This is a genomic window from Brachybacterium huguangmaarense (assembly GCF_025725725.1).
Taxonomy (GTDB): Bacteria; Actinomycetota; Actinomycetes; order Actinomycetales; family Dermabacteraceae; genus Brachybacterium; species Brachybacterium huguangmaarense.
In genome coordinates, this window is the sequence record NZ_CP107020.1 from 87,172 (window position 1) to 111,784 (window position 24,613).

A 24,613-nucleotide genomic window follows, 5' to 3' on the forward strand; every position below is an offset into this window, starting at 1 on the left:
ATGAGCTACACCGGGGTGCGCAGCACCGCCACGCCGTTCGACGAGATCCCCCGCGAGGACTGGGCGCGGCTGTCGCGTCAGACCCCGCTGCCGCTGTCGGAGGACGACGTGGCCCGGCTGCGCGGCCTGGGCGACCGGCTGGACCTCCAGGAGGTCGACGACGTCTACCGTCCGATCTCCCGGCTGCTCGCGATGCAGGTCGAGGCGGCCCAGAGCCTGCGGCGTGCCCGCGAGGAGTTCCTCGCCGAGGACCAGCGCCGGACGCCGTACGTGATCGGCGTGGCCGGCTCGGTCGCGGCCGGCAAGTCCACGACGGCGCGCCTGCTGCGCGAGCTGATGGCGCGCTGGCCGTCCACGCCGCGGGTGCAGCTCGTGACGACCGACGGGTTCCTGCGCCCCAACGCCGAGCTCGAGCGGAGGGGCATCATGCACCGCAAGGGCTTCCCCGAGAGCTACGACCGGCGCGCGCTGCTGCGGTTCGTCGCCGACGTGAAGTCGGGGCAGGACCGCGTCGAGGCCCCCGTCTACTCCCACCTGGTCTACGACATCCTCGAGGACGAGAAGGTCGTGGTGGAGCGCCCGGACGTGCTGATCCTCGAGGGCCTCAACGTGCTGCAGCCGCCCCTGCCGCGGCGGGACGGGCGGATCGGGCTCGCGGTCTCGGACTACTTCGACTTCTCGGTGTACGTCGACGCGAAGGCCGAGGACGTGCGGCGCTGGTACGTCGACCGCTTCCTGCGCCTGCGCGAGACGGCGTTCACCGACCCGCAGTCGTACTTCCGGCGCTACGCGGCCCTCACCGACGGGGAGGCGCGCGCGACGGCGCACCGGATCTGGGACACGATCAACGGACCCAACCTGGTCGAGAACGTGCTGCCGACGCGCGGCCGCGCGGACCTCGTGCTGCGCAAGGGCGGCGACCACCAGGTGCACAGCGTGCTGCTGCGCCGGCTCTGAGGCCGCGCGCCCCGCGGCGGCGTCAGAGGGCGAGGCGCTCGGCGACGATCTCGGAGAGGCGGTCGGTGATGGTCTGGGCCTGCCCGAGGGTCGCGGCCTCGACCATCACGCGCACGACGGGCTCGGTGCCCGAGGGGCGCAGCAGCACCCGGCCGGTGTCGCCGAGCTCCTGCTCGGCCTCAGCGACGGCCTGGAGCACGCCGTGGTCGATGCCGGCGCGGGTCTTGTCGACGCCCTTGACGTTGACCATCACCTGCGGGAGGCGGTCGACCACGGCCGCGAGCTCGGCGAGCGTGGAGCCGGTCTCGGCCATGCGCTGCAGGAGGTGCAGGGCCGTCAGCTCGCCGTCGCCGGTCGTGGCGTGGCGGCTCATGACGACGTGCCCGGACTGCTCGCCGCCCAGGGGGTGGTTGCCGCGGCGCATCTCCTCGAGCACGTAGCGGTCCCCGACGGCGGTCTGCACGAGGGCGATGCCCGCCTTGCGCATCGCGATCCGCAGCCCCAGGTTCGACATCACGGTCGCCACGAGGGTGTGGTCGGGCAGCTCGCCGCGCTCGTCGAGCGCGAGCGCGAGGATGCCCATGATCTGGTCGCCGTCGACCACGGAGCCGTCGGCGTCGACCGCGAGGCAGCGGTCGGCGTCCCCGTCGAAGGCGACGCCCGCGTCGGCGCCGAGGCGGACCACGGCCTCCTGGAGACCCTCGAGGTGCGTCGAGCCGCAGTCCTCGTTGATGAGCTTGCCGTCGGTGCGGTCCCCGATCACGTGGACCGTCGCACCCGCCGCGCGCAGGGCCGCGGGCCCGCTCTCGTAGGCGGCGCCGTTGGCGCAGTCGGCGACGACGGTCAGGCCGTCGAGCGGACGCGACAGGGTCTGCACGAGGTGGCCGACGTACTGGTCGACGGCGTGGGGGTAGGGGCGGATGGTGCCGACGCGGTCCCCCTGCGGGCGGTCCCACTGCTCGTGCATGCGCGCCTCGACGGCGTCCTCGACCTCGTCGGGCAGCTTGGTGCCGCCGCGCGCGAAGAACTTGATGCCGTTGTCGGCGGCCGGGTTGTGGGACGCCGAGAGCATGACGCCCAGGTCGGCGCCGGAGGACTGCACGAGGTAGGCGAGGCCGGGGGTCGCGAGCACGCCCGCGTCCTCGACGTCGACGCCCGCGGAGGCGAGGCCCGCGCTCACCGCGGCGGCGAGGAAGTCGCCGGAGGGGCGCGTGTCGCGGGCGATGATCGCGCGCGGGCGGGCGCCGTCGAAGGCGCCCAGGGTCGCCAGGACGTGGGCGGCGGCGACGGACAGCTCGACGGCGAGCTCCGCCGTGATGTCCACGTTCGCGCGTCCGCGGACGCCGTCGGTGCCGAACAGTCGAGCCATGGGGATCCTCGTTCTCGTCTCGGGTCGGGGGGAACCGGTCGCACCCTATCGTGCCCGCATGCGACGAGACCCCCGACCGTGTCCGGTCGGGGGTCTCGGCTGCGAGATCGAGGGATCGATCAGCGCTTGGAGTACTGCGGCGCCTTGCGGGCCTTCTTGAGACCCGCCTTCTTGCGCTCGATGACGCGCGCGTCGCGCGTCAGGAAGCCGGCCTTCTTGAGGGCGGGGCGGTTGCTCTCCTCGTCGATCTGGTTGAGAGCGCGGGCGATGCCGAGGCGCAGCGCGCCGGCCTGCCCGGAGACGCCGCCGCCGTGGATGCGGGCGACCACGTCGAAGCGGCCCTGGAGGTCGAGCAGACGGAACGGCTCGTTGACCTCCTGCTGGTGGACCTTGTTGGGGAAGTAGGTCTCCAGGTCGCGGCCGTTGATGGTCCAGGTCCCGGTGCCGGGGACGAGGCGCACGCGGGCGACGGCCTCCTTGCGACGGCCGGTGCCGCCGCCGGGGGCGGTCACGGACGTGCCGCGGCCGACGGGGGCCTCATCCGTGGACTCGGTGGTGTAGCTGCTCGGGACGTTCTCGTCCTCGACGACAGTGGGGGTGGTCTCGGTCACGGTTCTCCTCAGTTGTGTCCGTGCTGCAGGGCGATGCGCGGGCGAGCGCCCGTCACTGCGCCACCTGATCGATGGTGAAGGGCTGCGGCTTCTGCGCCGCATGGGGGTGCTCGCCGCCCTTGTAGACCTTGAGCTTCTTGAGCTGCTCGCCGGCCAGCTTGTTGTGGGGGAGCATGCCCTTGATGGCCTTCTCCACCGCCATCTCCGGGCGCTTCTCGAGCAGCTCGGAGTACTTGACGCTGCGGAGACCGCCCGGGTAGCCGGAGTGACGGTAGGCCAGCTTGGTCTCCCGCTTGTTACCGGTCAGCGCGACCTTGTCGGCGTTAATGATGATGACGTAGTCGCCTGCATCCACGTGGGGTGCGAAGACCGGCTTGTGCTTGCCCCGGAGCAGCTGAGCAGCCTGGGAAGCGAGCCGGCCGAGGACGACATCCGTTGCGTCGATGACGTACCAGGAACGCTCGACATCGCCGGGCTTCGGGGTGAACGTACGCACTCGTGCCTTCTTCTCTCGTTGTGGCGAGTCGGACCCGTGCGTGCACGGCTGTGCACTCGGGGACCGCTCGCGATTCGATGGACCGTGGACACGCTTCCTTCGGTTAAAGCATGACCTCATCGCCGCGCCCTGATCCCCGAGCCGCGAGGGTTCGCGGGCGGATCGGCTGTGCGTGTGAGGAGCCCTTTCGCGCCGGGCGTGAGAAATCGGCAGCGTTCAGGCGCGCACAAGGCACGACAACGGTCAACAGTAGTGGTCCGCATCGGTGCGGGTCAACGCCGACTCATGCGCCCGCTCTCCCTCCGCACGCCCGTGACCTGCGGATCCTTCGTGCCTGCGCTCGAATGTGTCGGAGTCCACGTCAGGCGCGGCGGGCTCGCGTGCGCTGAGCCTGCGCGCCGAGCAGGTGATCGGGCGGGTACTCGACGTGCTCGAGGGTCAGCCCGGTCGGCGGCGCCATGGGCGCGGCGCCCACGTCGTCGCGGCGCGCGGCGCTGCGGGTGCGGGCGGCGAGCACCCGGCGCGGCCAGTCCTCGTCGCGCCGCCCCTCGCCGACGGCGAGCATCGTGCCCACCAGGGAGCGGACCATGTGATGGCAGAACGCGTCGGCCTGCACGGACGCGACGACGAGCCCCTCGTCGCGGCGGCCCGGCCCCGGCCGCTCCCACGTGAGCTCGCGCAGGGTGCGCACCGTGGTCGCCCCCTCGCGCGGACGGCAGAAGGACAGGAAGTCGTGCTCGCCGAGCAGGGCCGCGCTCGCGCGCGCCATCGCCGCGACGTCGAGGGCGCGCCGGTGGCGCAGCACGTCGTGGCGCACGGGGTCGTGCACGGCCGGGCCGTCGGAGATGCGATAGCGGTAGCGGCGGGAGACGGCGCCGAAGCGGGCGTCGAAGTCTGCGGAGACCTCGCGCGCGAAGCGGACCACGACGTCGGCGGGGAGGACCCCGGTCAGGCGCGTCAGCAGGGAGTCGGCCGCCGGGCGGTCCGAGCGGCCGGGCAGGGCCGCGACCACCTCGCGCGGCAGATCGAGGTGCACCACCTGGCCGCGCGCGTGCACGCCGGTGTCGGTGCGCCCGGCCACGGTCACCGTGACCAGGGTGCGGGTCACCCGGGCGAGCGCGGCCTCGAGCTCGCCCTGCACGGTGCGCAGGCCGGGCTGGGCGGCCCAGCCGTGGAAGTCCGTGCCGTCGTAGGCGAGGTCGAGGCGCAGTCTCACCGCGTCAGCGCCCGCGTCAGCGCCGGCGACCGAGCCGCCCGCGTCCGGGGCGGGTCCGCCGGCGACCGCGTCGTCCGGCGTCGCCGTCTCGTGGGCCCGGCTCGGACCGTCCGTGACAGCCTGGGGCGCCGGGGCTCGCTCGGCGTCGGACGGCTCTGGGACCATGGGGCCCGATGCTAGCTGGATCGGTACTGTGGGCGCTGTGAAGATCCTCGTCATCGGGACCGGCGGCCGCGAGCACGCGATCGTCCGCCGGCTCTCCCAGGACTCCCCCGCCCCCGAGCTGCACGCGGCCCCGGGCAACCCCGGCATCGCAGCGCTCGCGACCTGCCACGACGTCGCGCTCGGCGACCTCGACGCGCTCACGGCGCTCGCCGTCGAGCTCGCGGTCGACCTCGTCGTCGTCGGCCCCGAGGCGCCCCTCGTCGCGGGCCTCGCGGATCGCCTGCGGGAGGCCGGGCTCACCGTGTTCGGCCCCTCGCAGGCGGCCGCACGGCTCGAGGGCTCGAAGTCGTGGGCCAAGGACGTCATGGCCGGCGCGGGCGTGCCCACGGCGCGGGCCGTGACGGTCTCGCAGGCCGAGCGCCTCGCGGCGGGCCTCGACATCGTCAACCCGCTGGGCGACGTGCCCTTCGTGGTCAAGGCCGACGGGCTCGCGGCCGGCAAGGGCGTCGTCGTCACCGAGGACCGCGAGCTCGCCCTCGACCACGGCCGGGCGTGCATCGACGCCGGCGGGTCGGTCGTGCTCGAGGAGTATCTCGACGGCCCGGAGGTCTCGCTGTTCTGCATCGCCGACGGCACCCGGGTGGTGCCGCTGGCCCCCGCGCAGGACTTCAAGCGGGCCTTCGAGCACGACGAGGGTCCCAACACGGGCGGCATGGGTGCCTACTCCCCCCTCCCCTGGGCTCCCGAGGGTCTCGTCGACGAGGTGGTCCGCACCGTGGCCGAGCCGACCGTCGCCGAACTCGCGCGCCTCGGCGCCCCGTTCGTCGGCGTGCTCTACTGCGGGCTCGCGCTCACCGCGCGCGGGGTGCGCGTGGTCGAGTTCAACGCCCGCTTCGGCGATCCCGAGACCCAGGTCGTGCTCGAGCGCCTCGCCTCCCCACTGGGCCCGCTGCTGCTGGCCGCCGCGCGCGGTGACGTGCGCGCGGCGGGAGAGCCCGCCTGGCGCGACGAGTCCGCCGTCGCCGTGGTCGTGGCCTCCCAGGGATATCCGGCCTCCGCCCGCACCGGCGATCCGATCGACGGGGTCGAGGCCGCCGAGCGACAGGGCGCGCACGTCATCCACGCCGGCACCGCCCTCGATGCGACGGGTGCCCTCGTGAGTGCGGGCGGCCGCGTGCTGGCCGTCGTCGGCACCGGACGCGATCTCGCCGGCGCCCGCGAGGTCGCCCTCGCCGGCGCCGAGGCGATCGTGCTCGAGGGATCCCATCACCGCGGCGACATCGCCCTCGCCGCCGCCGAGGACGAGGCCCGCCGCCCCCACACCCCCCAGGAGAGCGCATGACCACCTCCGCCCATCCCCTGACCGAGGCTCCCGAGCTGCCCGGCTGGGACCGTGCCGTCAGCGGCAAGGTCCGCGAGCTGTACGTGCCCGCGGGCGAGGACCCCGCGAGCGCACAGCAGGTGCTCGTCGTCGCGACCGACCGCATCAGCGCGTACGACCACGCCCTGGCTCCCGGCATCCCCGACAAGGGCCGGATCCTCACGGCGATGAGCCTGTTCTGGTTCGAGCAGCTCGCCGACGTCGTCGCCCACCACGTGCTGTCCTCGACCGACGTGCCCGAGGCCGTCGCGGGGCGCGCCCTGCTGTGCCGGGGCCTGGACATGGTGCCCCTCGAGTGCGTCGTGCGCGGCTACCTGACCGGCTCGGGCCTCGCGGACTATCAGCGCGACGGCGCGGTGGGCGGCCACGCGCTGCCCGCGGGCCTCGTCGAGGCCTCGCGCCTCCCGCGCCCCCTGTTCACGCCGTCGACCAAGGCGGAGCAGGGCGAGCACGACGAGAACATCACGGTGGACTCCGCGCGCGCACGCCTCGGCGACGAGCTCGTCGAGCAGCTCGAGCAGCTCTCCCTCGCGGTCTACAACCGGGCCCAGCGGGTCGCGCTCGAGCGAGGGATCGTGCTCGCCGACACCAAGCTCGAGTTCGGCCACGCGCGCGCCGACGGCACCCTCACGCTCGGCGACGAGGTGCTCACCCCGGACTCCTCGCGCTTCTGGTTCAAGGACACCTACCGCGAGGGCCTGGTCCAGCCGAGCCTCGACAAGCAGTACGTGCGCGACTGGCTGACCTCGGACGCCTCGGGCTGGGACCGCGGCGGCGACGAGCCGCCGCCCGAGCTGCCCGCGCACGTGGTCGAGGCGACCCGCGACCGGTACGTCGAGGCCTACGAGCGCCTCACCGGCCGCACCTTCTGACCGCGTCGGCTCTGGCGCGGTCGAAGGCCCAGGGCGGGACGAACGTCGCGGGGCAGCACGAGAGGTCGCGGCACGAGAGGTGGCGGCACGAACGTCACACGGCCTCACGCACGAAAGGTCGCGGCACGGACGTCACGCAGCGGCACCTGGGCGCTCTGCGAGGAGCCGCCGCGTGACGCTCCGCTGCCCGGCCGCCCCGATGGTCGAATGCCACCTCACGGCACCTATCGGGCGAATAGGTGCCGTGAGGTGACATTCGCGGGTGATCGGACCGGACAGCGGGGCCAGGCTCACGACCCCGCCCACCTCAGAACCGCTCAGACCTCAGGCTCCCGGCCCCGCCACCTCGATCCAGCCGTCCTCGGGCCAGTCCCGCACCTCGGTGCCCTCGGGCGCGAGGTTCGTGGACTGGGAGACGAAGATCGGGCGTCCGGCGGGGCTGACGATCGCGTCGTGGACCGGGAGCGCGAGGCGCGGCGCGACCTCGCGCAGGAAGTCGATCGTCTCGTGCATCTTCGACCAGGGCGCGACGACGGCGAAGGCGAGCACGTCGATGCCCCGGAACTCCTCGATCACCTCGAGCGAGTCGCCCGTGACGCCCAGACGCGGCTCCCCCTCTCCCGAGATCACGAGGCCCGAGTTGCCCACCCGCGGGATGTCGGGGTGGATGACCGCGTGCCAGCCGCCGACCCCCGCCACGTCGAGGCCGCCCACGTGCGCGGTCCCGCCCGCCGGCAGGGGCACGAGCTGCCCCTCGGCGAAGGAGACCTCGACGGCGCCGCCGGGCAGCGCCTCCCCCGCCGCGAGCGCGGCGCAGGTCTGGGGCTCGGCCACCACGGGGATGCCGGGATGGGCCTCGAGCACCTCGGCGAGCAGGGCGGGCGCGACGTGATCGGCGTGCTGATGCGTGATCACGACGCCGTCGAGGGAGCGCAGCGCGCGCACCTCCTCGGCCGCGGCGAGGCTGCCGGGATCGATGAGCAGGCGCGTCCCGGCCGCCTCGACGAGGAGGCAGGAGTGCTGCAGATGACGGATCTTCATGACGGGTCTCCTTCGCGTCCGGACGGGCCGACGGCGGCGCGGGCGTGCCTCCCGCGCGAGCGCGCGACATGACAGGGAGCGCTCACGGCGGGCGCGGTCAGCCCTTCGTCGCGCCCGCCGTCAACCCTGCCACGATCCAGCGGCTCGCGAGACCGAACAGCACCATCGTGGGCAGCACCGTCAGCACCGCGGCCGCCGACAGCGGCCCCCACTCGATGTTGAAGCTCGTGATGAAGCCGTTGAGCGCCGTGGGGATGGTGCGCCGGTCGTCGGTGTTCATGAGCGTGACGGACAGGAACAGCTCGTTCCAGCAGTTCACGAAGTTGAAGATGAACGTCGCGATGAGGCCGGGCCCCATGATGGGCAGGACGATCCGCAGCAGCGCGCCGAAGCGGCTCAGGCCGTCGATCATGGCGGCCTCCTCGAGCTCCTCGGGCACGTTGTCGAAGAACCCCTTGAGCATGATCGAGGAGAACGGGATGCACACGGCGATGTAGACGAGCACGAGCCCCTGCCGGGTGTCGACCAGGCGGAAGTTCACCATCATCTGGTAGAGCGGCCCGAGCGCGATGAACGCGGGGATCATCTGGGTCACGAGGAAGGCGAGCATGACGGCGCCGCGGCCGCGGAAGGCGAAGCGCGACATGACGTACGCGCTCAGGATCGCGATCACCGTCGCCACCGCGGCGGCCGCGAGGCTCACCGTGAGGCTCGAGTACATGTTCCAGCCGAACGTGGTCTTGCGGAACAGGTCCACGTAGTTGACCAGCGTGGGCGCGTGGGGCAGGTACTGCACCGGGTAGGAGGCGATGTCCGCCGGGGACTTCAGGGAGCTCACCACGATCCAGTACAGCGGGAACAGGGTGATGAGCATCCAGATGCTGAGGCCGGCGACCCGGAGCACCTTGAGGGGCACGGTGTCCTTGTCGATCATCGGTCGTCCTTCGAGAGGGCCTTGAGGTAGACGCTGGCGAAGACCAGCAGCAGCACCATCACCGTGAGGCCGAGGGCCGAGGCCACGCCGTAGTTGCCCTGCTGGGTGAACTGGACCATCCAGGTGGTGGCGATGTGGGTCTGGTCGGCGGGTCCGCCGCCGGTCATGGCCCAGATCAGGTCGGGGAAGTTGAAGATCCAGATGACCCGCAGCAGCACCGTGAGCATGAGCGTGGAGCGGATGTAGGGGATCACCACGCTGAACAGGGTGCGGGCCCTGCCGGCGCCGTCGATCGCGGCGGCCTCGCGCAGCTCGTCGGGGACCGACTGCAGCGCCGCGAGGATCATCATCGCGAAGAAGGTGACCCCGTACCAGATGTTCGCGAGGATCACCGCCGTGAACGCGAGGTTGGGGTTGGCGAGCCACGGGATCGGCGAGTCGATCAGGCCGACCTTCGTGAGCAGGTCGTTGACCACGCCGAACTCGGAGTTGAACATCCAGCGAAACAGCAGGCCGATGAGGAAGCCCGAGACCGCCCACGGGTAGAACACGAGCGCCTGGTAGAGGCCGCGGAAGCGGAAGCTCTTGCGCAGCCACAGGGCGATCGCGAAGCCGATCACGAGCTGCGGCACGAGGGACGCCACGACCCACACGACCGTGTTCAGCAGGATCCTGCCGAAGGCGGGGTCCGCGAGGATCGTGCGGAAGTTCGCGAGCCCCACGAAGGGCGTCTCGGTGAGGTTCCAGAGGTTCCAGTCGCGGAAGGCCATCTGGCTGCCGCGGATCATCGGGTAGTAGGTGAACAGGACCACGAACACGATGGCCGGGGCGAGGAAGGCGAGGATGAGCAGCGCGGTGCGCACGCTGAACCGTCGCCGGCGGACCGGGGCTCCCGCGGCGGGGCGCCGGCCCCGGCCCGAGCCCCGGGCCGGGGCTGCGCTGCTCATCGGCTCACGCCTTCCACTTCTCGGTCCAGAACCCGTCCCAGCCCTTGAGCAGGTCGGCGGTGGTCATGCCGCCCGTGAGCACCTTCTGCAGATCCGCCTCGGAGCGCTGCATCCACTCGGTCCACCACGAGACGCCGCGGGGCTCCTCGCACGAGAGGTATGTGTCGGGCTCGGACGTCATGGTCACGTACGCGGCCCACGGGCCGGTCTTGAAGAACTCGTCCTCGGACGCCGACTTCTGGATCGGGACCAGGCTGTTCTTCTCGGCGAAGGTCGTGGACGGGTCCTTGCCGGCGAGCCACTGCACGAGCTTGACGGCGGCCTCCTTGTTCTTCGCGCTCTCGGCCACACCCCAGCCGGCGGTCGCCATCGGCCACGCCGCCTTGCCGGTGGGACCGGTGACGTTGGGGGCCACGTCCCACTGGTCGTCGGTCAGGGAGGACTCGCGCACGGCCGCGATCACCTCGGGGTCTTGGAGCAGGAAGGCCGTCGAGCCGTTGGTGAAGCCCTGCACCATCTCGGCGTAGCCCCACGCGACCGAGGACTCCGGGGAGCCGGTCGTGAACAGCTCGACGTAGGTGTCCAGGCCCTGCTGCGACTCGGGCGAGACGAAGATGGTCGAGCCGTCGGCGAGCTTGTAGGCGTTGGTCAGGTCGAGGTTGTCGGCGTTGTAGGCCTCGAGCACGCTCATGAGCTGGCCGGCCGAGTTGGTGCCGCCGCGGAAGGCGTAGCCGTAGCGATTCTTGGCGGGGTCCTGGATCTTCGCGGCCTGCTCGACGAGCGCGTCCCACGTGGCGGGCGGCCCGTCGAAGCCGGCCTCCTTCACGAGGTCCGTGCGGTAGTACAGGCTGAGCCCGTAGAAGCCGTACGGGATGAAGTAGCTCTTGCCGTCCTGGGCGGTCGAGAACTTCTGGGCCTGCTCGGTGAGGTCGGCGAAGCCCGACCACGCCTTGGTCTCCTTGGTCATGTCGTACAGCCAGCCGTTGTTGCTGAAGGGGCCGACGGTCAGGTCGCGCACCTCGAGCACGTCGATCCCGGAGCCGGCCTGCAGCATCTGCTGGATCTTCTGGTCGGCCTGCTCGGTGGGCGGGGAGACGAGCTTGACGGTGATGCCCTCGTTCTCCTTCTCGAACTGGTCGAGGAGGCTGCGCAGCAGCGCCGTCCGGTCCGGGCTGGTCAGGCTCTCCACCATCTGCAGCTCGTTGCCGGAGCTCGAGCCTCCCCCGGGGCTGTCGCACGCGGCCAGGGCGGTCACGGCGAGGCCGCCGGCACCCGCCATCATGAAGTCCCTGCGTCGAATGGTCATGGCCATTCCCTTTCCTGAGTGGTCAGCCGATCCCTCGAACGAGGGCCGGCACGCCCGACGAGGCCATCGCCTGGATGTCGTCGGGTGTCGTATAGGCATGGGCGGACAGCCGGACGTAGGCCCGGCCCTCGAACTCGGTGAACGAGACCACGAGCCCGGTGCTGTCCATGAAGGGGACCCGCAGCGCGTCCACCTCGTCGTGGGTCCAGGTCCTCTCGCCGGGCAGCCGCAGCAGCCGCATCGGGCCCACCGCCTGTCCGACGTCGGGCACGGGGTCCTCGACGCCGGACTCGGCGAGCGCGGCGCCCACCTCGTGCTCGGCGAGGTCCATCATCGCGGCGCTGTGGGAGCGGATCGCGTCCCAGCCGATCTCGTGCTCGAGATGCTCGGCGGCGTGGGGAGCGGCGAGCCACGCGGTGAGGTCGAGCGTGCCCTGGTGGTCGAAGCGCTCGGGGTAGCCCAGCGTCGCGCCCCACGAGTCGATGAGCGGCATCAGGTCGAGCGCCGGTCCGGCCGCGGTCTCGTGGGCCGCGATCACGGCGGTGCCGCGCGGCGCGCACCAGAACTTGTGGAGGTTGCCGACCCAGGCGTCGGCCTTGGTCTCGATCGCGGCGGGCAGCACGCCGGGGCTGTGGGCGCCGTCGACGAGCACGCGCACGCCGTGGGCGTGGGCCAGGTCGCAGATCGCCGCGGTCGGGAAGGCACGGGCGGTGGGCGAGGTGACCTGGTCGACGACCAGGAGGTCGGCCCGGTTCGCGGCGAGGTGGGTCTCGAGGCGACCGAGCACGTCCTCGGGCGTGGCGTCGAGCGGGATGTGCACGCGCGAGGCGGTGCCCCCGGACTCGCGGGCCAGGCGCTCGGCGCCCATGGTCACGGCGCCGTAGCCGTGGTCGGTCGTGACCACGTGTACGGGGCGGCGCTCGGCCAGCAGGGTCCGGTAGACGATCGAGGCGCCCGCGCTCGCGTTGGCGACGAGCGCGGCCGAGCCCGGCTCGGCGCCCAGGCGGTGCGCGACCGCGGCGCGCGCCCGGGCGACGTGCCCGGGGAGCTCGACGAACCACTTGACGGGGTTCGCCTCCATCTGCGCGCGGAACTCGGCCTGCTTCTCGAGCGTGGCCGTCGGCACGGCGCCGAAGGAGCCGTGGTTCAGATGCCGGTAGGCGGGGTCGAGCCGCCACAGCTGCGCCGCGGGCAGGCCGCTACGGGTGAGCAGCCCCGCGGACGGCGCGTCGGCCTGCTGTCGTGTGGATCGCTCCGATCCGATGAGCGTCTGCTCAGCTCCCATGCCGTCTCCGTCGTCCTCGCGCGATGGCGGCGCATGTGCGCCTGCCCAGATCGTCTGACAGGTTCGCTGAAACAGCGACGAAAACGCATCCTCCGTTACCAACTTGCAACTATCTGTCTGACAGATTCGTCGATCTGCGCCCCAGACCCACGGCTCGCACACGTGCGGCCACTACCATCGGAGGCGCCACCGGCGAGGATCCCGGCGGGGGCTGGGCCGAGGGCCCGAGGAGGGACACGATGAGCGCCAAGGTCGAGCAGGCCGTCGAGGGGCTGCGCGCGATGATCGCCTCCGGGCGCCTGCGGCCCGGCGACCGCCTGCCGAGCGAGGCGGATCTGTGCGAGCGCCTGGACGTGTCCCGCAGCTCCCTGCGCGAGGCGCAGAAGATGCTCGCCGTGGCCGGGGTGCTGATCTCGCGCACAGGCTCGGGCACCTATGTCTCCGCCCTCTCGGCCGACGACTTCATGTCGGGCCTGCGCATCGCCGTCCCGCTGCTCCCGCTCGAGCAGTTCCTCGAGCTCCTCGACCTGCGCTGCGTGCTCGAGGGGCACGCGGCGGCCGCCGCGGCGGCCTCGTTCGACGACGCCCGGCGCCATCGCCTCCTCGAGCTGGCCGCGAAGATCGCCGCCCAGCCGTGGGACGCGGACGCCGAGGGCCTCGACGACGCGTTCCACCGCCTGCTCGCCGACGGGACCGACAACGCCTCCTTGCGCACGCTGCTCGCGATCATCCGCGAGCGCAGCCACCACTACCGCCTGCTCGACGGCGCGAGCGGCGCGGAGCTCAAGCGCTCGAGCGACGAGGCGCATCGCCGGATCGCCGAGGCGGTGCTCGCGCGCGACCCCGAGGCCGCACGGGTCGAGGCGCAGCAACACGTCATGACCACGCGGCGCTGGCTCGCGAGCATGCGTCCGGACCCCGAGCCCTGAGACCGGGGCCCGGCGTCCCGATCGGGCCGGGCCGCGCGGTCTCCCGGCCTCCGGCGGGGCCAGCGGATCGCCTCGCCCCTCATCTAGACTGTCGACGCCCGAGCACCCTGGCCCCAGGAGATCCCATGCCACGAGTCGTGGTCCACGTCATGCCCAAGCCCGAGATCCTCGACCCGCAGGGCAAGGCGGTCGCCGGCGCCCTCCCCCGCCTGGGCTTCGACGGCATCTCGAACGTCCGCCAGGGCAAGCGCTTCGAGCTCGAGGTGGAGGGCGAGGTCACCGACACGGTCCTCGCCCGTCTGCGCGAGGCCGCCGAGACGCTCCTGTCCAACCCCGTGATCGAGGACGTCGTCGAGATCGAGGTCGACCGCACCGGGGCCTCGTCCGCGTCGGAGGCGAGCGCCTGATGCGCATCGGCGTCGTCACCTTCCCGGGCACGCTCGACGACCGGGACGCCCTGCGCGCCGTCCGCCTGGCCGGCGGGGAGGGCGTGCCCCTCTGGCATGCCGACGACGACCTGCTCGACGTCGACGCCGTGGTCCTGCCGGGAGGATTCTCCTACGGCGACTACCTGCGGGCCGGCGCGATCAGCCGCTTCGCGCCCATGATGGATCGCGTGGCCGACGCCGCCCGGGGCGGCATGCCCGTGCTCGGCATCTGCAACGGCTTCCAGATCCTGTGCGAGTCCCACCTCCTGCCGGGATCGATGATCAAGAACGCGCATCGCACGTTCATCTGCCGCGACCAGCCGCTGCGCGTCGAGAGCACCCGGACCGCCTGGACCACGGACTTCGAGCAGGGACAGGTCATCCGGGTCCCCCTGAAGAACCAGGACGGCCAGTTCGTGGCCGACCGGCGCACGCTCGACGAGCTCGAGGGCGAGGGCCGCGTGGTCTTCCGCTACGTCGGCGGCGCCACGCACGGACCCGCCGGCTTCGAGGACAACCCCAACGGCTCGTGGAACGACATCGCGGGGATCACGAACTCCTACGGCAACGTCGTGGGCCTCATGCCCCACCCCGAGCATGCCGTCGAGCCGGGCTTCGGCCCCGACGAGCCGGGCAAGGCCACGCGCACGGGCACGGACGGCCTGGGCGTCTTCACCTCGGTGCTGCGCAGCCTCGTCGCCTGAGCCCCGCCGCCTCCGCGCCGGGGCTGGCCGGGAGTCCGGCGAGGCTCCGTCGTGTGCCGTCAGGCGCTGCCGCCCGCGATGGCGCGCAGCGCCTCCAGGTGGAGTCGCCATCGCCGCAGCCCCTGGGCGGTCAGGGAGAGGGTGGTCCGCGGCCGCTTGCCCACGAACCCCTTCGCGACCTTGACGAATCCGGCCTTCTCGAGCTCGGTGATCTGCTTGGAGAGCACCGAGTCGGAGACCTGCAGCTCGTCCCGCAGCTCGCCGAAGGCCATGGACTCCACGGCGGCGAGCGCGGCCACGATCGAGAACCGGACGGGATGGGCCAGCTCGGACTCGAGCGCGAAGCGCGGGTGCCGGGTCTGCTGCGTCATCGCCGCTCACCACCGGCCGTGCGCTCTGCGCCCTGATCCTGGCGAGCCCGGGCGGCCTCCTGCGTGATCGCCACGACGAACAGCACCAGGAAGGCCGGGGCGAGGAAGATTGCCATGGTCGTGGTCGCGAGCACCACGCCGGCCACCCAGAACAGGGCCCACAGCCCGATGTACACGCCCCATCGGACGCCCAGTCCGCGGCGCCAGCGGTCCCGGAAGATCCAGATCGGGATCAGCGAGACCGCGACCCACGCGAAGGCCATGATGAGCACGAGCAACTTGGGGTCGACGCCCGGGGCGGCCGGGATCAGCTCCACCAGATGGAGGCCGATGGTCGTGAAGGTGCCCACCGCGCACAGCCCTGCGTAGGTGATGAGCACGGCCGGCGTGCCGCTGGGCAGCTTCCGCGCGACCCGCCCCGCGCGATCGAGCATCTGCTGCGCCTGCTCCGCCGTGAGGTCCGGTTGAGGGTGTGCCTGCGTCCCGTGGGCGTCCATGGTCCTGTCCTTCCGTCGTGTGCGACCCGGGCCCGTCGGAGGCGCCGGCTTCATCGGTCGGGGTCCCGATCGGGATCCGCTGACAGGACCAGTATCAGAAACTACTTTCCACTATGTCAAGTAGTTTCTGGCTATCACCGCATGACCGTCCGAGAACGGCGCGACCGGTCGCCGGAGGGGGTCAGGCCGAGCGCCGCACCGCTCGCAGCACGGTGAAGCGGCGGTCGCGCGCCCGCTGCTGGACCGGCCCCACGCGTCGTTCGACCTCGGGCCGATAGCGCAGGTGCGAGTTGTGCACGAACCACAGCGCACCGCCGGGGCGCAGCACGCGTGCCGCCGCGTCGAGCAGGCCTTGCACGAGGGTCGCGTCGACGGCCGTGCCGTCGTGGAAGGGCGGGTTCAGCACGATCAGGTCCGCGGACCCGTCGCGCTGCGAGGCGAGCGACGCCTCCCAGCGCACGTCGATCCCGGGGCGCTCGAGGCCGGATGCCGCGAGGGTCGCACGGGTCGAGGCCACCGCGTCGAGGTCGTCGTCGCTCCCGACGATCACGGCGTCTGGGAGAGCACGGGCGAGGTAGGCGGTCAGCAGCCCGTTGCCGCTGCCGAGGTCGAGGGCCCGCAACGGCGCGTCGTGCACGGCCGGGGCATGCTCCTTGAGGGCGGCGTCTTCCTCGAGGGCGGCGTCGAGGGCCCGCAGCAGGAGCAGGCTCCCGGCGTCCGCGCGGCCGCCGCCGAAGACGCCGCCGATGCCGCGCAGGGCGAGCGTCCCGGTCGCGCCGTGCACGTGCACCTCGGCGCTGCCGTGCTCGGCCGTCGCGGGGGCGGTGTCGGGGCGGGGCCGCGCCGCGACCAGACAGCGCGAGGACCCGCTCCCCCGCGTCGCGTGGACCTGCGCGAACGCGCCGCCGAGCACGTCGTTCTGCGTCCGCGACATGTGCTTGACGGCCCCGCCGCCGACCAGGACCAGGTCGGGGGTGCCTGTGCGGGCCACGGCGCGGGCGGTGGCCTCGAGCGAGCGGAGGGACTTGGGCAGGCGCACGAGCGCCGTCGCGAGCGCGATCCCGGTGGAGCGCACGAAGTCCTCGAGGCCCGCCGGCTCCCGGGCCGCGTCGCCGCGGTGGGGCAGCAGCAGGCGCCCCTCGGCGAGCGCCGGAGCATGCGCCCGCGCGGCCGCCTCGACGGCCAGGCCCGAGGTGTGGAAGGCGAGCACGGGTCCGGTGCCGCGCGCCAGGGCGGCCTCGGTGAGGGCCCCGGTGCGGTCGGCGACCACGAGCACGGCGGCGTCCTCGCTCCCCCACGCCCCCTCGTGCGAGGCGACCTCGAGGATCAGCCGGTCGGTGCGGTCGGCCGTCTCCGGGGCGAGCCCGTCGCCGGGAGCGGGCGCGGCGGCGGGGAAGTGCGGTGCCGGCTCGGGGGTCGCAGGGACGTCGGGCGCATCGGGGTGGGTCACGGTCCCCGAGGCTACCGGTCCGCCCCGCGCGGCCTATCGTGGGAGCCATGCCCGCTCCCGTGCTCCTGGACTGCGACACCGGCATCGACGACGCGATCGCGCTCACCTATCTCGCGGCGACGCCCGCGGCCCGTCTGGTCGGGATCGTCTCGACGGGCGGCAACGTGCCCGCCGCGCAGGTGGCCCGCAACAACCTCGACCTGTGCGCCCTGCTGGACCTCGACGTGCCCGTGGCCCTCGGGGCGAGCGCACCGCTCGTCGAGCCGGCGCGCTTCGCGGAGGACACGCACGGACCCACCGGCCTGGGGTACGCGAGCCTTCCCGCGTCGGATCGCGCGCTCGCGGACCGCAGCGGTGCCGAGCTGTGGGTCGACGCGGCCCGCGCCCATCCGGGCGAGCTCGTCGGCATCGTGATCGGCCCGCACACGAACCTCGCACTCGCCCTCGACCTCGAGCCCGAGCTCCCACATCTGCTGCGGCGCCTGCACATCATGGGCGGCGCGATCAACCATCGCGGCAACACGGGGCCGACGGGCGAGTGGAACATCGCGGTCGACCCCGAGGCGGCCCAGCGGGTGTTCGCGGCGTTCTCCTGGGCCCCGGCGCGGCCGGTGCTGGGGCCCCTCGACGTGACCGAGGAGGTCGTCTTCACGGCCGAGACCCTCGCCCGTCTCGGCGCAGCCTCGACGCATCCCGTGACGGCGGTGCTGCTGGACGCCCTGCGCTGGTACGTCGAGTTCCACGAGGCCGACGGCTTCGGGCCGATCGCGCACGTCCACGACCCCTTCGTCGTCGCCCACGCCGTCACGGGACGCTTCGCGCGCACGGCGCCCCTCGCGCTCGACGTGGAGCTGGACGGCACCCTCACTCGCGGGCAGACGGTGGGCGACTGGCTGGGCCGCTGGGGGCGCGAGCCGAACGTCGACGTGATGGTGCAGGCCGACGCCGCGGGCTTCGTCGACCATCTCGTCGAGACCCTCGGCCTGCTGCGCGTCGTCCCGCCCGCGGGCGGGCCGACCTCACGCCAGTGAGGTCACCTCGACCTCGAAGCAGCGCCGCGGCTCCCGTCCCTCGCGTCCCGGCCTCCAGCCCACGCAGCGCACCCGCTCGCCCGCCTCGTCCGCTCCCTCGTCGGTGAAGCGCACGAGGACGGTGCCCGGCAGCGTGACCGGGGCGTCGAAGCTGACGTCCCAGCGCAGCGGCCGGTGCAGGTCCACGCGCGCCTCGGTGAAGGCGCGCGAGGCGGTGTACATCCCGTGGGCGATCGCCGACGGGAAGCCGAACAGACGGGCCGACAGCGCCGACAGATGGATGGGGTTGGCGTCCCCCGAGACGGCCGCGTAGCGGCGCCCGGTGTCCGCGCCCAGCCGCCAGCGCGCCGTCGGCACGGGCGGCTCGAAGGCGCGGTACCGCGTCTCGTCGGCTCCCGAGCGTTCGGGGGCCGAGGAGGCGCCGCCGTCCCGCGTGAGATAGGTCGACACGTCCGTCGCCACGATCTCGCCGTCGACGCTCACGGTCGAGACGGCCTCGAAGGTCCGGCCCTTGCGGTGGGGGCGCAGGTTGCGCACGCGGCACTCGACGTCCACGAGCTCTCCCACGCGCACCGCGCGGTGCTGGAGCACCTGGTTGCTCACGTGGACGAGACCGAGCAGGGGCGCGGGGAAGCGGGGGCGCGCCATGAGGGCGAGCGAGACGGGGAAGGCGAGCACGTGCAGCACGCCGGGGTGGACGAGGTCGGTCGCGGCACCGCCCATGAGGTGGTCGAAGGCGGCGGCGCGGTCGGGGTCGATGCGGACGCGGCGCACGCGGTAGGCCACGTCGGGCAGCTCGCGGCTGCGGCGCACGCCGGGCCGCGGGGCGACGGCCGCGGTGTAGATCGCCGGGAAGGACGGGACGTCCGACAGCTCTCGCACGCGCTCGGATCCCGCCCGTGCGCCCGTCACCGGCCCACCAGGTTCTGGCCGCACACGCGCAGCGTCTCGCCGCGCAGGCCGCCGGCGGGTCCCGAGGCGAGGAACGCGACCGCCTCGGCCACGTCGACGGGGAGGCCGCCCTGCTGCAGCGAGTTGGCGCGCCGCGCGATCTCGCGCGGGATCGGGGGCATGCGGGCCGTCATGTCGGTCTCGATGAAGCCGGGGGCGACGGCGTTGGCGGTGCCCCCGCCCGCCTCGAGCGCGTGGGCGAGGGCGGGCATCAGGGTGATCACGCCCGCCTTGGAGGCGGCGTAGTTGGTCTGCCCGCGGTTGCCGGCGATGCCGCTCGTCGAGGCGAGCGACACGAAGCGGGGGGCGACGGCGAGCACGCCGGCCTCGGTCCCCTCGCCCGAGGCCAGGAGGGCCTCGTCGAGGGCGATCTGGCTCGCGAGGTTGACGGCGATGACCGGGTCCCAGCGCTCGGCCGTCATGTTCGCGAACAGCTTGTCGCGCGTGATCCCCGCGTTGTGCACGACGATGTCGAGCACGAGGCCGTGGCTGCGGCAGTGGGCGACCAGGCGGGCCCCCGCGTCGGGGGCCGTGACGTCGAGCTGGAGGGGCACGCCGCGCAGCTCGTTGGCCAGGCGGGCCAGGTCCGTGCCCGCCGCCGGCACGTCGAGCAGGACCACCCGTGCGCCGTCGGCGGCGAGGGTGCGGGCGATCGCCGCGCCGATGCCGCGGGCCGCCCCCGTGACGAGCGCGGTGCGCCCCTCGAGCGGGCGGTCCCAGGCGGTCGGCAGCTCGCCCGCGCTCGAGGCCACGGTGAGCAGCTGGCCGTCGACGAAGGCGCTGCGGCTGGACAGCAGGAAGCGCAGGGTGCCCGTCACGCCGGGGGCGTCGAGGGCGACCCCGTCGGCGACGAGGATGCCGCCCGCGGTTGCCCCGGCGCGCAGCTCGTGCGCGAGGGAGCGGACGAAGCCCTCGACGCCGCCGCGCGCGGCCTCGACGGCGGGCCGCTGCCGGCCTCCGGTCGCGGGCCGGGAGATCGTGACGACGCGGGCGGCGGGCGCGAGGCGGCGCATCGCGCGGGCCAGCGGCAGGAGCGCGTCCGACAGCTCGCGCGGATCGGCCAGCTCGTCGAGCACGACGACGACGGAGCCGACGGTGCGCACGTCCTCGAAGCGCCGGCGGACGTCGGCGCCCCAGCCCAGCAGGGTGCGCGCGACCTGGTCGGCACCGGCTGTCGAGCCGAGCACGACGACCGGGTCGAGCACGGCCGCGCTGCGATCGGCGCGGCGCGGCAGCCGCGCGGGCCGGGGCAGGCCGAGGCGGGAGGCGATCGCGGCGCCGGGCGCGGAGCGGACGAAGCGGGTGTAGGGGTCGGTCCGGGGCATCTCAGGCCCTCCCGTCGGACTCGAGCAGGGCGACCGTGCCCTGTCCGCCCGCGGCGCAGATCGACACCAGGCCGCGCTGGGTGCGGCCGGTCTCCCGGGCCGCCTCGTGCAGGAGCTTGGCGAGGGTCGCGACGATGCGGCCGCCGGTCGCGGCGAAGGGGTGGCCTGCGGCGAGCGAGCTGCCGGCCACGTTGAGACGGTCCTCGTCGATGCGGCCGACGGCGCCGTCGCGCCCGAGACGCTCGCGCCCGAAGCGCTCGGACTCCCAGGCCGCGAGGGTCGTGAGCACGGTCGAGGCGAAGGCCTCGTGGATCTCGACGAGGTCGAGGTCGGCGAGGGTGAGCCCGTGGGCGTCGAGCAGGGCGGGCACGGCGTAGGCGGGGGCCATCAGCAGGCCCTCGTCGCCGTGCACGAAGTCGACGGCGGCGGTGCGGGCGTCGACGAGGCGGGCGAGCGGCACGTGGCCGTGGCTCTCGGCCCAGTCGGCGCTCGCGAGCAGCACGGCGCTCGCGCCGTCCGTCAGCGGGGTCGAGTTGCCGGCGGTCATGGTGGGCTCGGCGACGGCGGGCGTGCTCGTGCCGAAGACGGGCCTCAGCGAGGCGAGCTTCTCGAGCGTCGAGTCGGGCCGGAGGTTCTCGTCGCGGGCCAGGCCCCGGTAGCCGCTCACGAGGTCGTCGAGGAACCCGCGGTCGTAGGCGGCCGCGAGGCGCTGGTGGGAGCGCAGGGCGAGCTCGTCCTGCGCGGTGCGCGTGATGCCCCAGGCTGCGGTGGTCAGCGCCTGGTGCTCCCCCATCGACATGCCGGTGCGGGGCTCGGCGTTGCGGGGCGGCTGCGGCGCGAGGTCGGCGGGGCGGAGGGCCGCGAGCGCCCGCAGCCGCCGGGCCGGGGTCTTCGCGGAGGAGACCCGGTGGAGGATCCGGCGCAGACGGTCGGAGACCTCGATGGGCGCGTCGGAGGCGGTGTCGACGCCGCATGCGATGCCCGCGTCGATCTGCCCCAGGCGGATCGCGTTGGAGATGTGCAGCGTCGTCTCGAGCCCCGTCGCGCACGCCTTGGAGAGGTCGAGGGCGGGGGTGCGGGGGTCCAGCGGCGTCCCCAGCGCGCTCTCGCGCGTGAGGTTGAGGTCGGCGGCCCGCTTGAGGACCGCGCCGCCGGCGACCTCGCCGAGCCGCTCGTCCTGGAGCGAGAAGCGGGCCACGAGGCCGTCGAGGGCCGCCGTCAGGAGGTCCTGGGCGGAGACCCCCGCATACGCGCCGCCGCTGCGGGCGAAGGGGATGCGGTTGCCGCCGAGCACGTAGGCGTCGCGGGGCGCGGGAGCGGGCGGGGCCTGCTCGTCGCTCGGGTGGTCTCGCACGGTGGCGGCATCGGCCATCGGGTACGCCTTCCCGGGGCGGCGGTCGCACACCCCTTTACATAGAACCGTGGGTACTTGGTACTCTAGGTTTCGTGAACCGGAGCACGCAACCCCCTGTCGCCGCGCCCGAGCTCGAACCGAGCTCCGGCGCGGATGCGATCGGCCTCGAGCTCGACACCGGCGGCGGCGCTCCGCCGGTCGACGGCCGCTCGGCCCGCTGGGCCCGTCATCGCGAGCAGCGTCGTGCCGAGCTGCTCCACATCGCGCGCCGCCTCATCCACACCCAGGGTCCGGACGTCACGATGGAGGGCATCGCGGCGGCGTCCGGGACCTCGAAGTCGATCGTCTACCGCTACTTCGCCGACAAGTCGCAGCTCCAGCGCGCGATCGGCATGCACATCCTGTCCGGCATGCACCGCCGGCTGGTCGAGCAGATGGACCAGGTCGAGGCCGAGTCCGGCCGCAGCGCCGGGCCCGAGCAGCGCATCCGGGCCATGATCGCCGCCTACGTCGCGGCGGCCGAGGCCTCGCCTCACGTCTACCGCTTCGTCACCCGCCCGAGCGAGGGCCTGAACCACTTCCTGACCTCGGTCGCCCGGCTCGTGGCGACCGCGCTGCCCGACGGCACCCCGGCGGCCGTCGCGGAGGTCTGGTCCTCGGGCGCCGTGGGCTTCGTCCAGGGCTCCGTGGACCGCTGGATGAACGCCGCCGCCCCCCGCCTCACCGCCGACGAGCTCACCGACGAGCTCGTCTCCTGGCTCATGCACGGGATCCTCGAGGACTCCGCGCTCCTGGCCGACATCGAGAAGGAGAACCGATGACCGCCCCCGCCGCCCGCGCCGTGCCCTCCCTGCCCTCGGGCTCCGGCGTCACGCCCACGCCGACCGGCCCGATCCCGGTCCCTCCGCCCGGCGCGCCGCGCGTCGACGTCGAGGCCCTGTCGACGACCCTGCTGGGCCGCTGGGCCGACGTGCGCCGGGCGGCCCGCGCCCGGGCCGCCCGGCCCGAGCTGCATCGCCTCGACGACCTCACCGTGGCCCAGCACCGCGAGCGCGTGCTCGAGCAGATGCACCTCCTCGCCCGCGAGGGCGTCTCCCGGATCATGCTCCCCGAGTCGCTCGGAGGCCCCAACGACAACGGCGGCAACGTCGCCGGCTTCGAGGAGCTCGTCGTCGCCGACCCGTCGCTGCAGATCAAGGCCGGCGTGCAGTGGGGCCTGTACACCTCGGCGATCCTCCAGCTGGGCACGGCCGAGCACCACGCACGGTGGATCGAGGACGCGATGACGCTCGCGACCCCCGGCGCCTTCGCGATGACGGAGACGGGCCACGGCTCCGACGTGCAGTCCCTCGCGACCACGGCGACCTACGACCCCGAGACCCAGGAGTGGGTCGTGCACACGCCGTTCCGCGCCGCCTGGAAGGACTATCTCGGCAACGCGGCCCTGCACGCCCGGGCGGCGACCGTCTTCGCGCGACTCATCACGAACGGCGTCGATCACGGCGTGCACTGCTTCTACGTGCCCGTGCGCGACGAGCACGGCGCCATGATGCCCGGCGTGCGCAGCGAGGACGACGGGCCCAAGGGCGGGCTCAACGGCATCGACAACGGCCGCCTCGCCTTCGACCACGTGCGCATCCCGCGCACGAACCTGCTCAACCGCTACGGCGACGTGGCCCCCGACGGCACCTACACCTCCCCGATCGACTCTCCCGGGCGCCGCTTCTTCACCATGCTGGGCACGCTCGTGCAGGGGCGCGTCTCGCTCGACGGCGCCGCCAACCGGGCCTCGCAGCTGGCCCTGCACATCGCGATCACCTACGCGTCCCAGCGTCGCCAGTTCACGGGCGCCTCGCCCACCGAGGAGACCGTGCTGCTGGACTACCAGAGCCATCTCGCGCGCCTGCTCCCCCGCCTCGCCGAGACCTACGCGGGCGCGTTCGCGCACGAGCAGCTCCTGATCGCGTTCGACGACGTGTTCTCCGGTCGCGGGGACTCCCCCGAGGCGCGGGAGGACCTCGAGACCCTCGCCGCCGCGCTCAAGCCGACCTCCACCCGCCTCGCGCTCGACACCGTCCAGGAGTGCCGCGAGGCCTGCGGCGGCCAGGGGTTCCTCGCCGAGAACCGCCTCGTGGGACTCCATCAGGACCTCGACGTGTACGCGACCTTCGAGGGCGACAACACGGTGCTCCTGCAGCTCGTGGGCAAGCGTCTGCTGTCGGACTACACCGACGAGCTGCGCAGCATCGACCGGGCCGGCGTCGGCCGCTTCATCGCCCAGCGGGCCGAGGCCCTCTCGCGGCGGCACACCCCGTGGAACCGGCTCGTGCAGACCGCGAGCGACGCCGGGAGCATGCGCCGCTCCTCGGAGTCGCTGCGCCTACCCGAGTTCCAGGAGGCGATGCTCACCGAGCGCGCCCGTCTGAAGGTCGAGGAGGTCGCGCTGGCCCTGCGCTCGGCGGCCGGCAAGGAGCCCGCCGAGGCGGCCGCGATCGTCAACAAGCACCAGGTCGAGCTGCTGGACGCCGCACGCGCCCACGCCGATCTCGTGCGGTGGGAGGCGTTCACCGCGGGGATCGCGGGGATCGACGACGAGGGCACGCGCCTCGTGCTCACGGACCTGCGCGATCTGCTCGGGCTGACCCTGATCGAGCGGGACCTGGCGTGGTTCCTGCTGGACGGCATGATCTCGGCGCAGCGAGGACGCACGGTGTCCAAGGACATCCGCCGCCTGCTGTGGCGTCTGCGCCCGCACGCCCTCGACCTCGTCGACGCCTTCGGCCTCGAGCCCGGCCACGTGCGTGCCCCGATCGCGCTCGGCGCCGAGCGGGAGCGCCAGGACGAGGCGGCCGCGTACGTGCGCGCCCGCCGGGCGAGCGCCGACGCGCCGCTGAGCGAGAAGGCGCAGAAGGCGGCGCTCGCCGAGGCCGAGCGCGCCTCCGCGCGGCAGGGACGGGGCCGCCGGCGTCCGTGATCGCCGCGCATGCCGCGCA

The 24,613-nt window shown here is 73.4% G+C and carries 24 protein-coding genes; 9 read left to right on the forward strand and 15 right to left on the reverse strand.

What is annotated here, in order from left to right; genetic code table 11:
- Complete coding sequence (coaA, locus tag BRM3_RS00435; RefSeq protein ID WP_263594154.1) at window positions 1–957, forward strand: type I pantothenate kinase; 957 nt, start codon at window positions 1–3, stop codon at window positions 955–957.
- A gap of 22 nt (window positions 958–979) precedes the next feature.
- Here the strand turns inward: coaA and glmM are convergent, their stop codons facing one another.
- The 4 genes from glmM to truA all read right to left on the reverse strand — a co-directional run bounded on the left by glmM (window position 980) and on the right by truA (window position 4,814).
- Window positions 980–2,326 (reverse strand): phosphoglucosamine mutase, encoded by a 1,347-nt coding sequence (gene glmM / locus BRM3_RS00440; protein ID WP_263594155.1) that lies wholly within the window; start codon window positions 2,324–2,326, stop codon window positions 980–982.
- A gap of 119 nt (window positions 2,327–2,445) precedes the next feature.
- Window positions 2,446–2,937: a 30S ribosomal protein S9 gene (rpsI, locus tag BRM3_RS00445; protein WP_263594156.1), complete on the reverse strand. Its 492-nt coding sequence runs from the start codon at window positions 2,935–2,937 to the stop codon at window positions 2,446–2,448.
- Between the two features lie 52 nt (window positions 2,938–2,989).
- On the reverse strand, window positions 2,990–3,433 hold the full coding sequence (gene rplM / locus BRM3_RS00450; protein WP_263594157.1) for a 50S ribosomal protein L13: 444 nt from the start codon (window positions 3,431–3,433) through the stop codon (window positions 2,990–2,992).
- A 361-nt stretch (window positions 3,434–3,794) separates the two neighbouring features.
- Complete coding sequence (gene truA / locus BRM3_RS00455; protein ID WP_263594158.1) at window positions 3,795–4,814, reverse strand: tRNA pseudouridine(38-40) synthase TruA; 1,020 nt, start codon at window positions 4,812–4,814, stop codon at window positions 3,795–3,797.
- Window positions 4,815–4,851: 37 nt separating this feature from the next.
- On the opposite strand from truA, the gene purD reads away from it, so the two are divergent.
- Together purD and BRM3_RS00465 are read left to right on the forward strand one after the other, a co-directional pair.
- The gene (gene purD / locus BRM3_RS00460; RefSeq protein ID WP_263594159.1) at window positions 4,852–6,156 is read left to right on the forward strand and encodes a phosphoribosylamine--glycine ligase; all 1,305 of its coding nucleotides are present in this window, start codon (window positions 4,852–4,854) and stop codon (window positions 6,154–6,156) included.
- Window positions 6,153–7,067 (forward strand): phosphoribosylaminoimidazolesuccinocarboxamide synthase, encoded by a 915-nt coding sequence (locus BRM3_RS00465; RefSeq protein WP_263594160.1) that lies wholly within the window; start codon window positions 6,153–6,155, stop codon window positions 7,065–7,067. The genes purD and BRM3_RS00465 overlap by 4 nt, the downstream gene beginning before the upstream one ends.
- 324 nt (window positions 7,068–7,391) lie before the next feature.
- Here BRM3_RS00465 and BRM3_RS00470 read toward each other — a convergent pair whose 3' ends face one another.
- The 5 genes from BRM3_RS00470 to BRM3_RS00490 form a co-directional block, all read right to left on the reverse strand.
- On the reverse strand, window positions 7,392–8,108 hold the full coding sequence (locus BRM3_RS00470; RefSeq protein ID WP_263594161.1) for an MBL fold metallo-hydrolase: 717 nt from the start codon (window positions 8,106–8,108) through the stop codon (window positions 7,392–7,394).
- Window positions 8,109–8,205: 97 nt separating this feature from the next.
- The gene (locus BRM3_RS00475) at window positions 8,206–9,042 is read right to left on the reverse strand and encodes a carbohydrate ABC transporter permease (protein WP_263594162.1); all 837 of its coding nucleotides are present in this window, start codon (window positions 9,040–9,042) and stop codon (window positions 8,206–8,208) included.
- Window positions 9,039–9,989 carry a carbohydrate ABC transporter permease gene (locus BRM3_RS00480; protein ID WP_263594163.1) on the reverse strand — a complete coding sequence of 317 codons (951 nt, stop codon included), beginning with the start codon at window positions 9,987–9,989 and terminating at the stop codon, window positions 9,039–9,041. Before BRM3_RS00480 ends, BRM3_RS00475 begins: the two co-directional genes overlap by 4 nt.
- Before the next feature lie 4 nt (window positions 9,990–9,993).
- Complete coding sequence (locus tag BRM3_RS00485; protein ID WP_263594164.1) at window positions 9,994–11,295, reverse strand: ABC transporter substrate-binding protein; 1,302 nt, start codon at window positions 11,293–11,295, stop codon at window positions 9,994–9,996.
- A gap of 22 nt (window positions 11,296–11,317) precedes the next feature.
- Complete coding sequence (locus tag BRM3_RS00490) at window positions 11,318–12,580, reverse strand: aminotransferase class V-fold PLP-dependent enzyme (protein ID WP_263594165.1); 1,263 nt, start codon at window positions 12,578–12,580, stop codon at window positions 11,318–11,320.
- A 239-nt stretch (window positions 12,581–12,819) separates the two neighbouring features.
- Between BRM3_RS00490 and BRM3_RS00495 the strand changes: the two genes are divergently transcribed.
- From BRM3_RS00495 to purQ, 3 genes are all read left to right on the forward strand, one after another.
- A complete protein-coding gene (locus tag BRM3_RS00495) occupies window positions 12,820–13,509 on the forward strand; it encodes a FadR/GntR family transcriptional regulator (RefSeq protein ID WP_263594166.1) in 690 nt (229 codons plus the stop codon).
- Window positions 13,510–13,634: 125 nt separating this feature from the next.
- Window positions 13,635–13,916, forward strand: a complete 282-nt coding sequence (gene purS, locus BRM3_RS00500; protein ID WP_263594167.1) for a phosphoribosylformylglycinamidine synthase subunit PurS — start codon at window positions 13,635–13,637, stop codon at window positions 13,914–13,916.
- Entirely contained in the window at window positions 13,916–14,641 is a 726-nt protein-coding gene (gene purQ, locus BRM3_RS00505; RefSeq protein ID WP_263594168.1) for a phosphoribosylformylglycinamidine synthase subunit PurQ, read from the forward strand. The genes purS and purQ overlap by 1 nt, the downstream gene beginning before the upstream one ends.
- 59 nt (window positions 14,642–14,700) lie before the next feature.
- On the opposite strand, the gene BRM3_RS00510 is transcribed toward purQ, so the two are convergent.
- The 3 genes from BRM3_RS00510 to BRM3_RS00520 form a co-directional block, all read right to left on the reverse strand.
- On the reverse strand, window positions 14,701–15,012 hold the full coding sequence (locus BRM3_RS00510) for a winged helix-turn-helix domain-containing protein (RefSeq protein WP_263594169.1): 312 nt from the start codon (window positions 15,010–15,012) through the stop codon (window positions 14,701–14,703).
- Window positions 15,009–15,509, reverse strand: a complete 501-nt coding sequence (locus tag BRM3_RS00515; RefSeq protein WP_263594170.1) for a hypothetical protein — start codon at window positions 15,507–15,509, stop codon at window positions 15,009–15,011. The genes BRM3_RS00510 and BRM3_RS00515 overlap by 4 nt, the downstream gene beginning before the upstream one ends.
- Window positions 15,510–15,690: 181 nt before the next feature.
- Entirely contained in the window at window positions 15,691–16,959 is a 1,269-nt protein-coding gene (locus BRM3_RS00520) for a class I SAM-dependent methyltransferase (RefSeq protein ID WP_263594171.1), read from the reverse strand.
- 47 nt (window positions 16,960–17,006) lie between these two features.
- Here BRM3_RS00520 and BRM3_RS00525 point away from each other — a divergent pair, with 47 nt between their 5' ends.
- Window positions 17,007–17,990 (forward strand): nucleoside hydrolase, encoded by a 984-nt coding sequence (locus BRM3_RS00525; RefSeq protein WP_263594172.1) that lies wholly within the window; start codon window positions 17,007–17,009, stop codon window positions 17,988–17,990.
- Here BRM3_RS00525 and BRM3_RS00530 read toward each other — a convergent pair.
- From BRM3_RS00530 to BRM3_RS00540, 3 genes are read right to left on the reverse strand one after another with little or no spacing between them, the layout of a single operon-like run.
- Window positions 17,979–18,872 (reverse strand): MaoC/PaaZ C-terminal domain-containing protein, encoded by an 894-nt coding sequence (locus tag BRM3_RS00530; RefSeq protein ID WP_263594173.1) that lies wholly within the window; start codon window positions 18,870–18,872, stop codon window positions 17,979–17,981. The genes BRM3_RS00525 and BRM3_RS00530 overlap by 12 nt on opposite strands.
- Before the next feature lie 26 nt (window positions 18,873–18,898).
- Window positions 18,899–20,266: a 3-oxoacyl-ACP reductase gene (locus BRM3_RS00535; protein ID WP_263594174.1), complete on the reverse strand. Its 1,368-nt coding sequence runs from the start codon at window positions 20,264–20,266 to the stop codon at window positions 18,899–18,901.
- A gap of 1 nt (window position 20,267) precedes the next feature.
- The gene (locus BRM3_RS00540) at window positions 20,268–21,638 is read right to left on the reverse strand and encodes an acetyl-CoA C-acetyltransferase (protein ID WP_263594175.1); all 1,371 of its coding nucleotides are present in this window, start codon (window positions 21,636–21,638) and stop codon (window positions 20,268–20,270) included.
- A 74-nt stretch (window positions 21,639–21,712) separates the two neighbouring features.
- Between BRM3_RS00540 and BRM3_RS00545 the strand changes: the two genes are divergently transcribed.
- Together BRM3_RS00545 and BRM3_RS00550 are read left to right on the forward strand one after the other, a co-directional pair.
- On the forward strand, window positions 21,713–22,441 hold the full coding sequence (locus tag BRM3_RS00545) for a TetR/AcrR family transcriptional regulator (protein ID WP_263594176.1): 729 nt from the start codon (window positions 21,713–21,715) through the stop codon (window positions 22,439–22,441).
- Window positions 22,438–24,594, forward strand: a complete 2,157-nt coding sequence (locus BRM3_RS00550; RefSeq protein WP_263594177.1) for an acyl-CoA dehydrogenase family protein — start codon at window positions 22,438–22,440, stop codon at window positions 24,592–24,594. The genes BRM3_RS00545 and BRM3_RS00550 overlap by 4 nt, the downstream gene beginning before the upstream one ends.
- Window positions 24,595–24,613 lie beyond the last annotated feature (19 nt).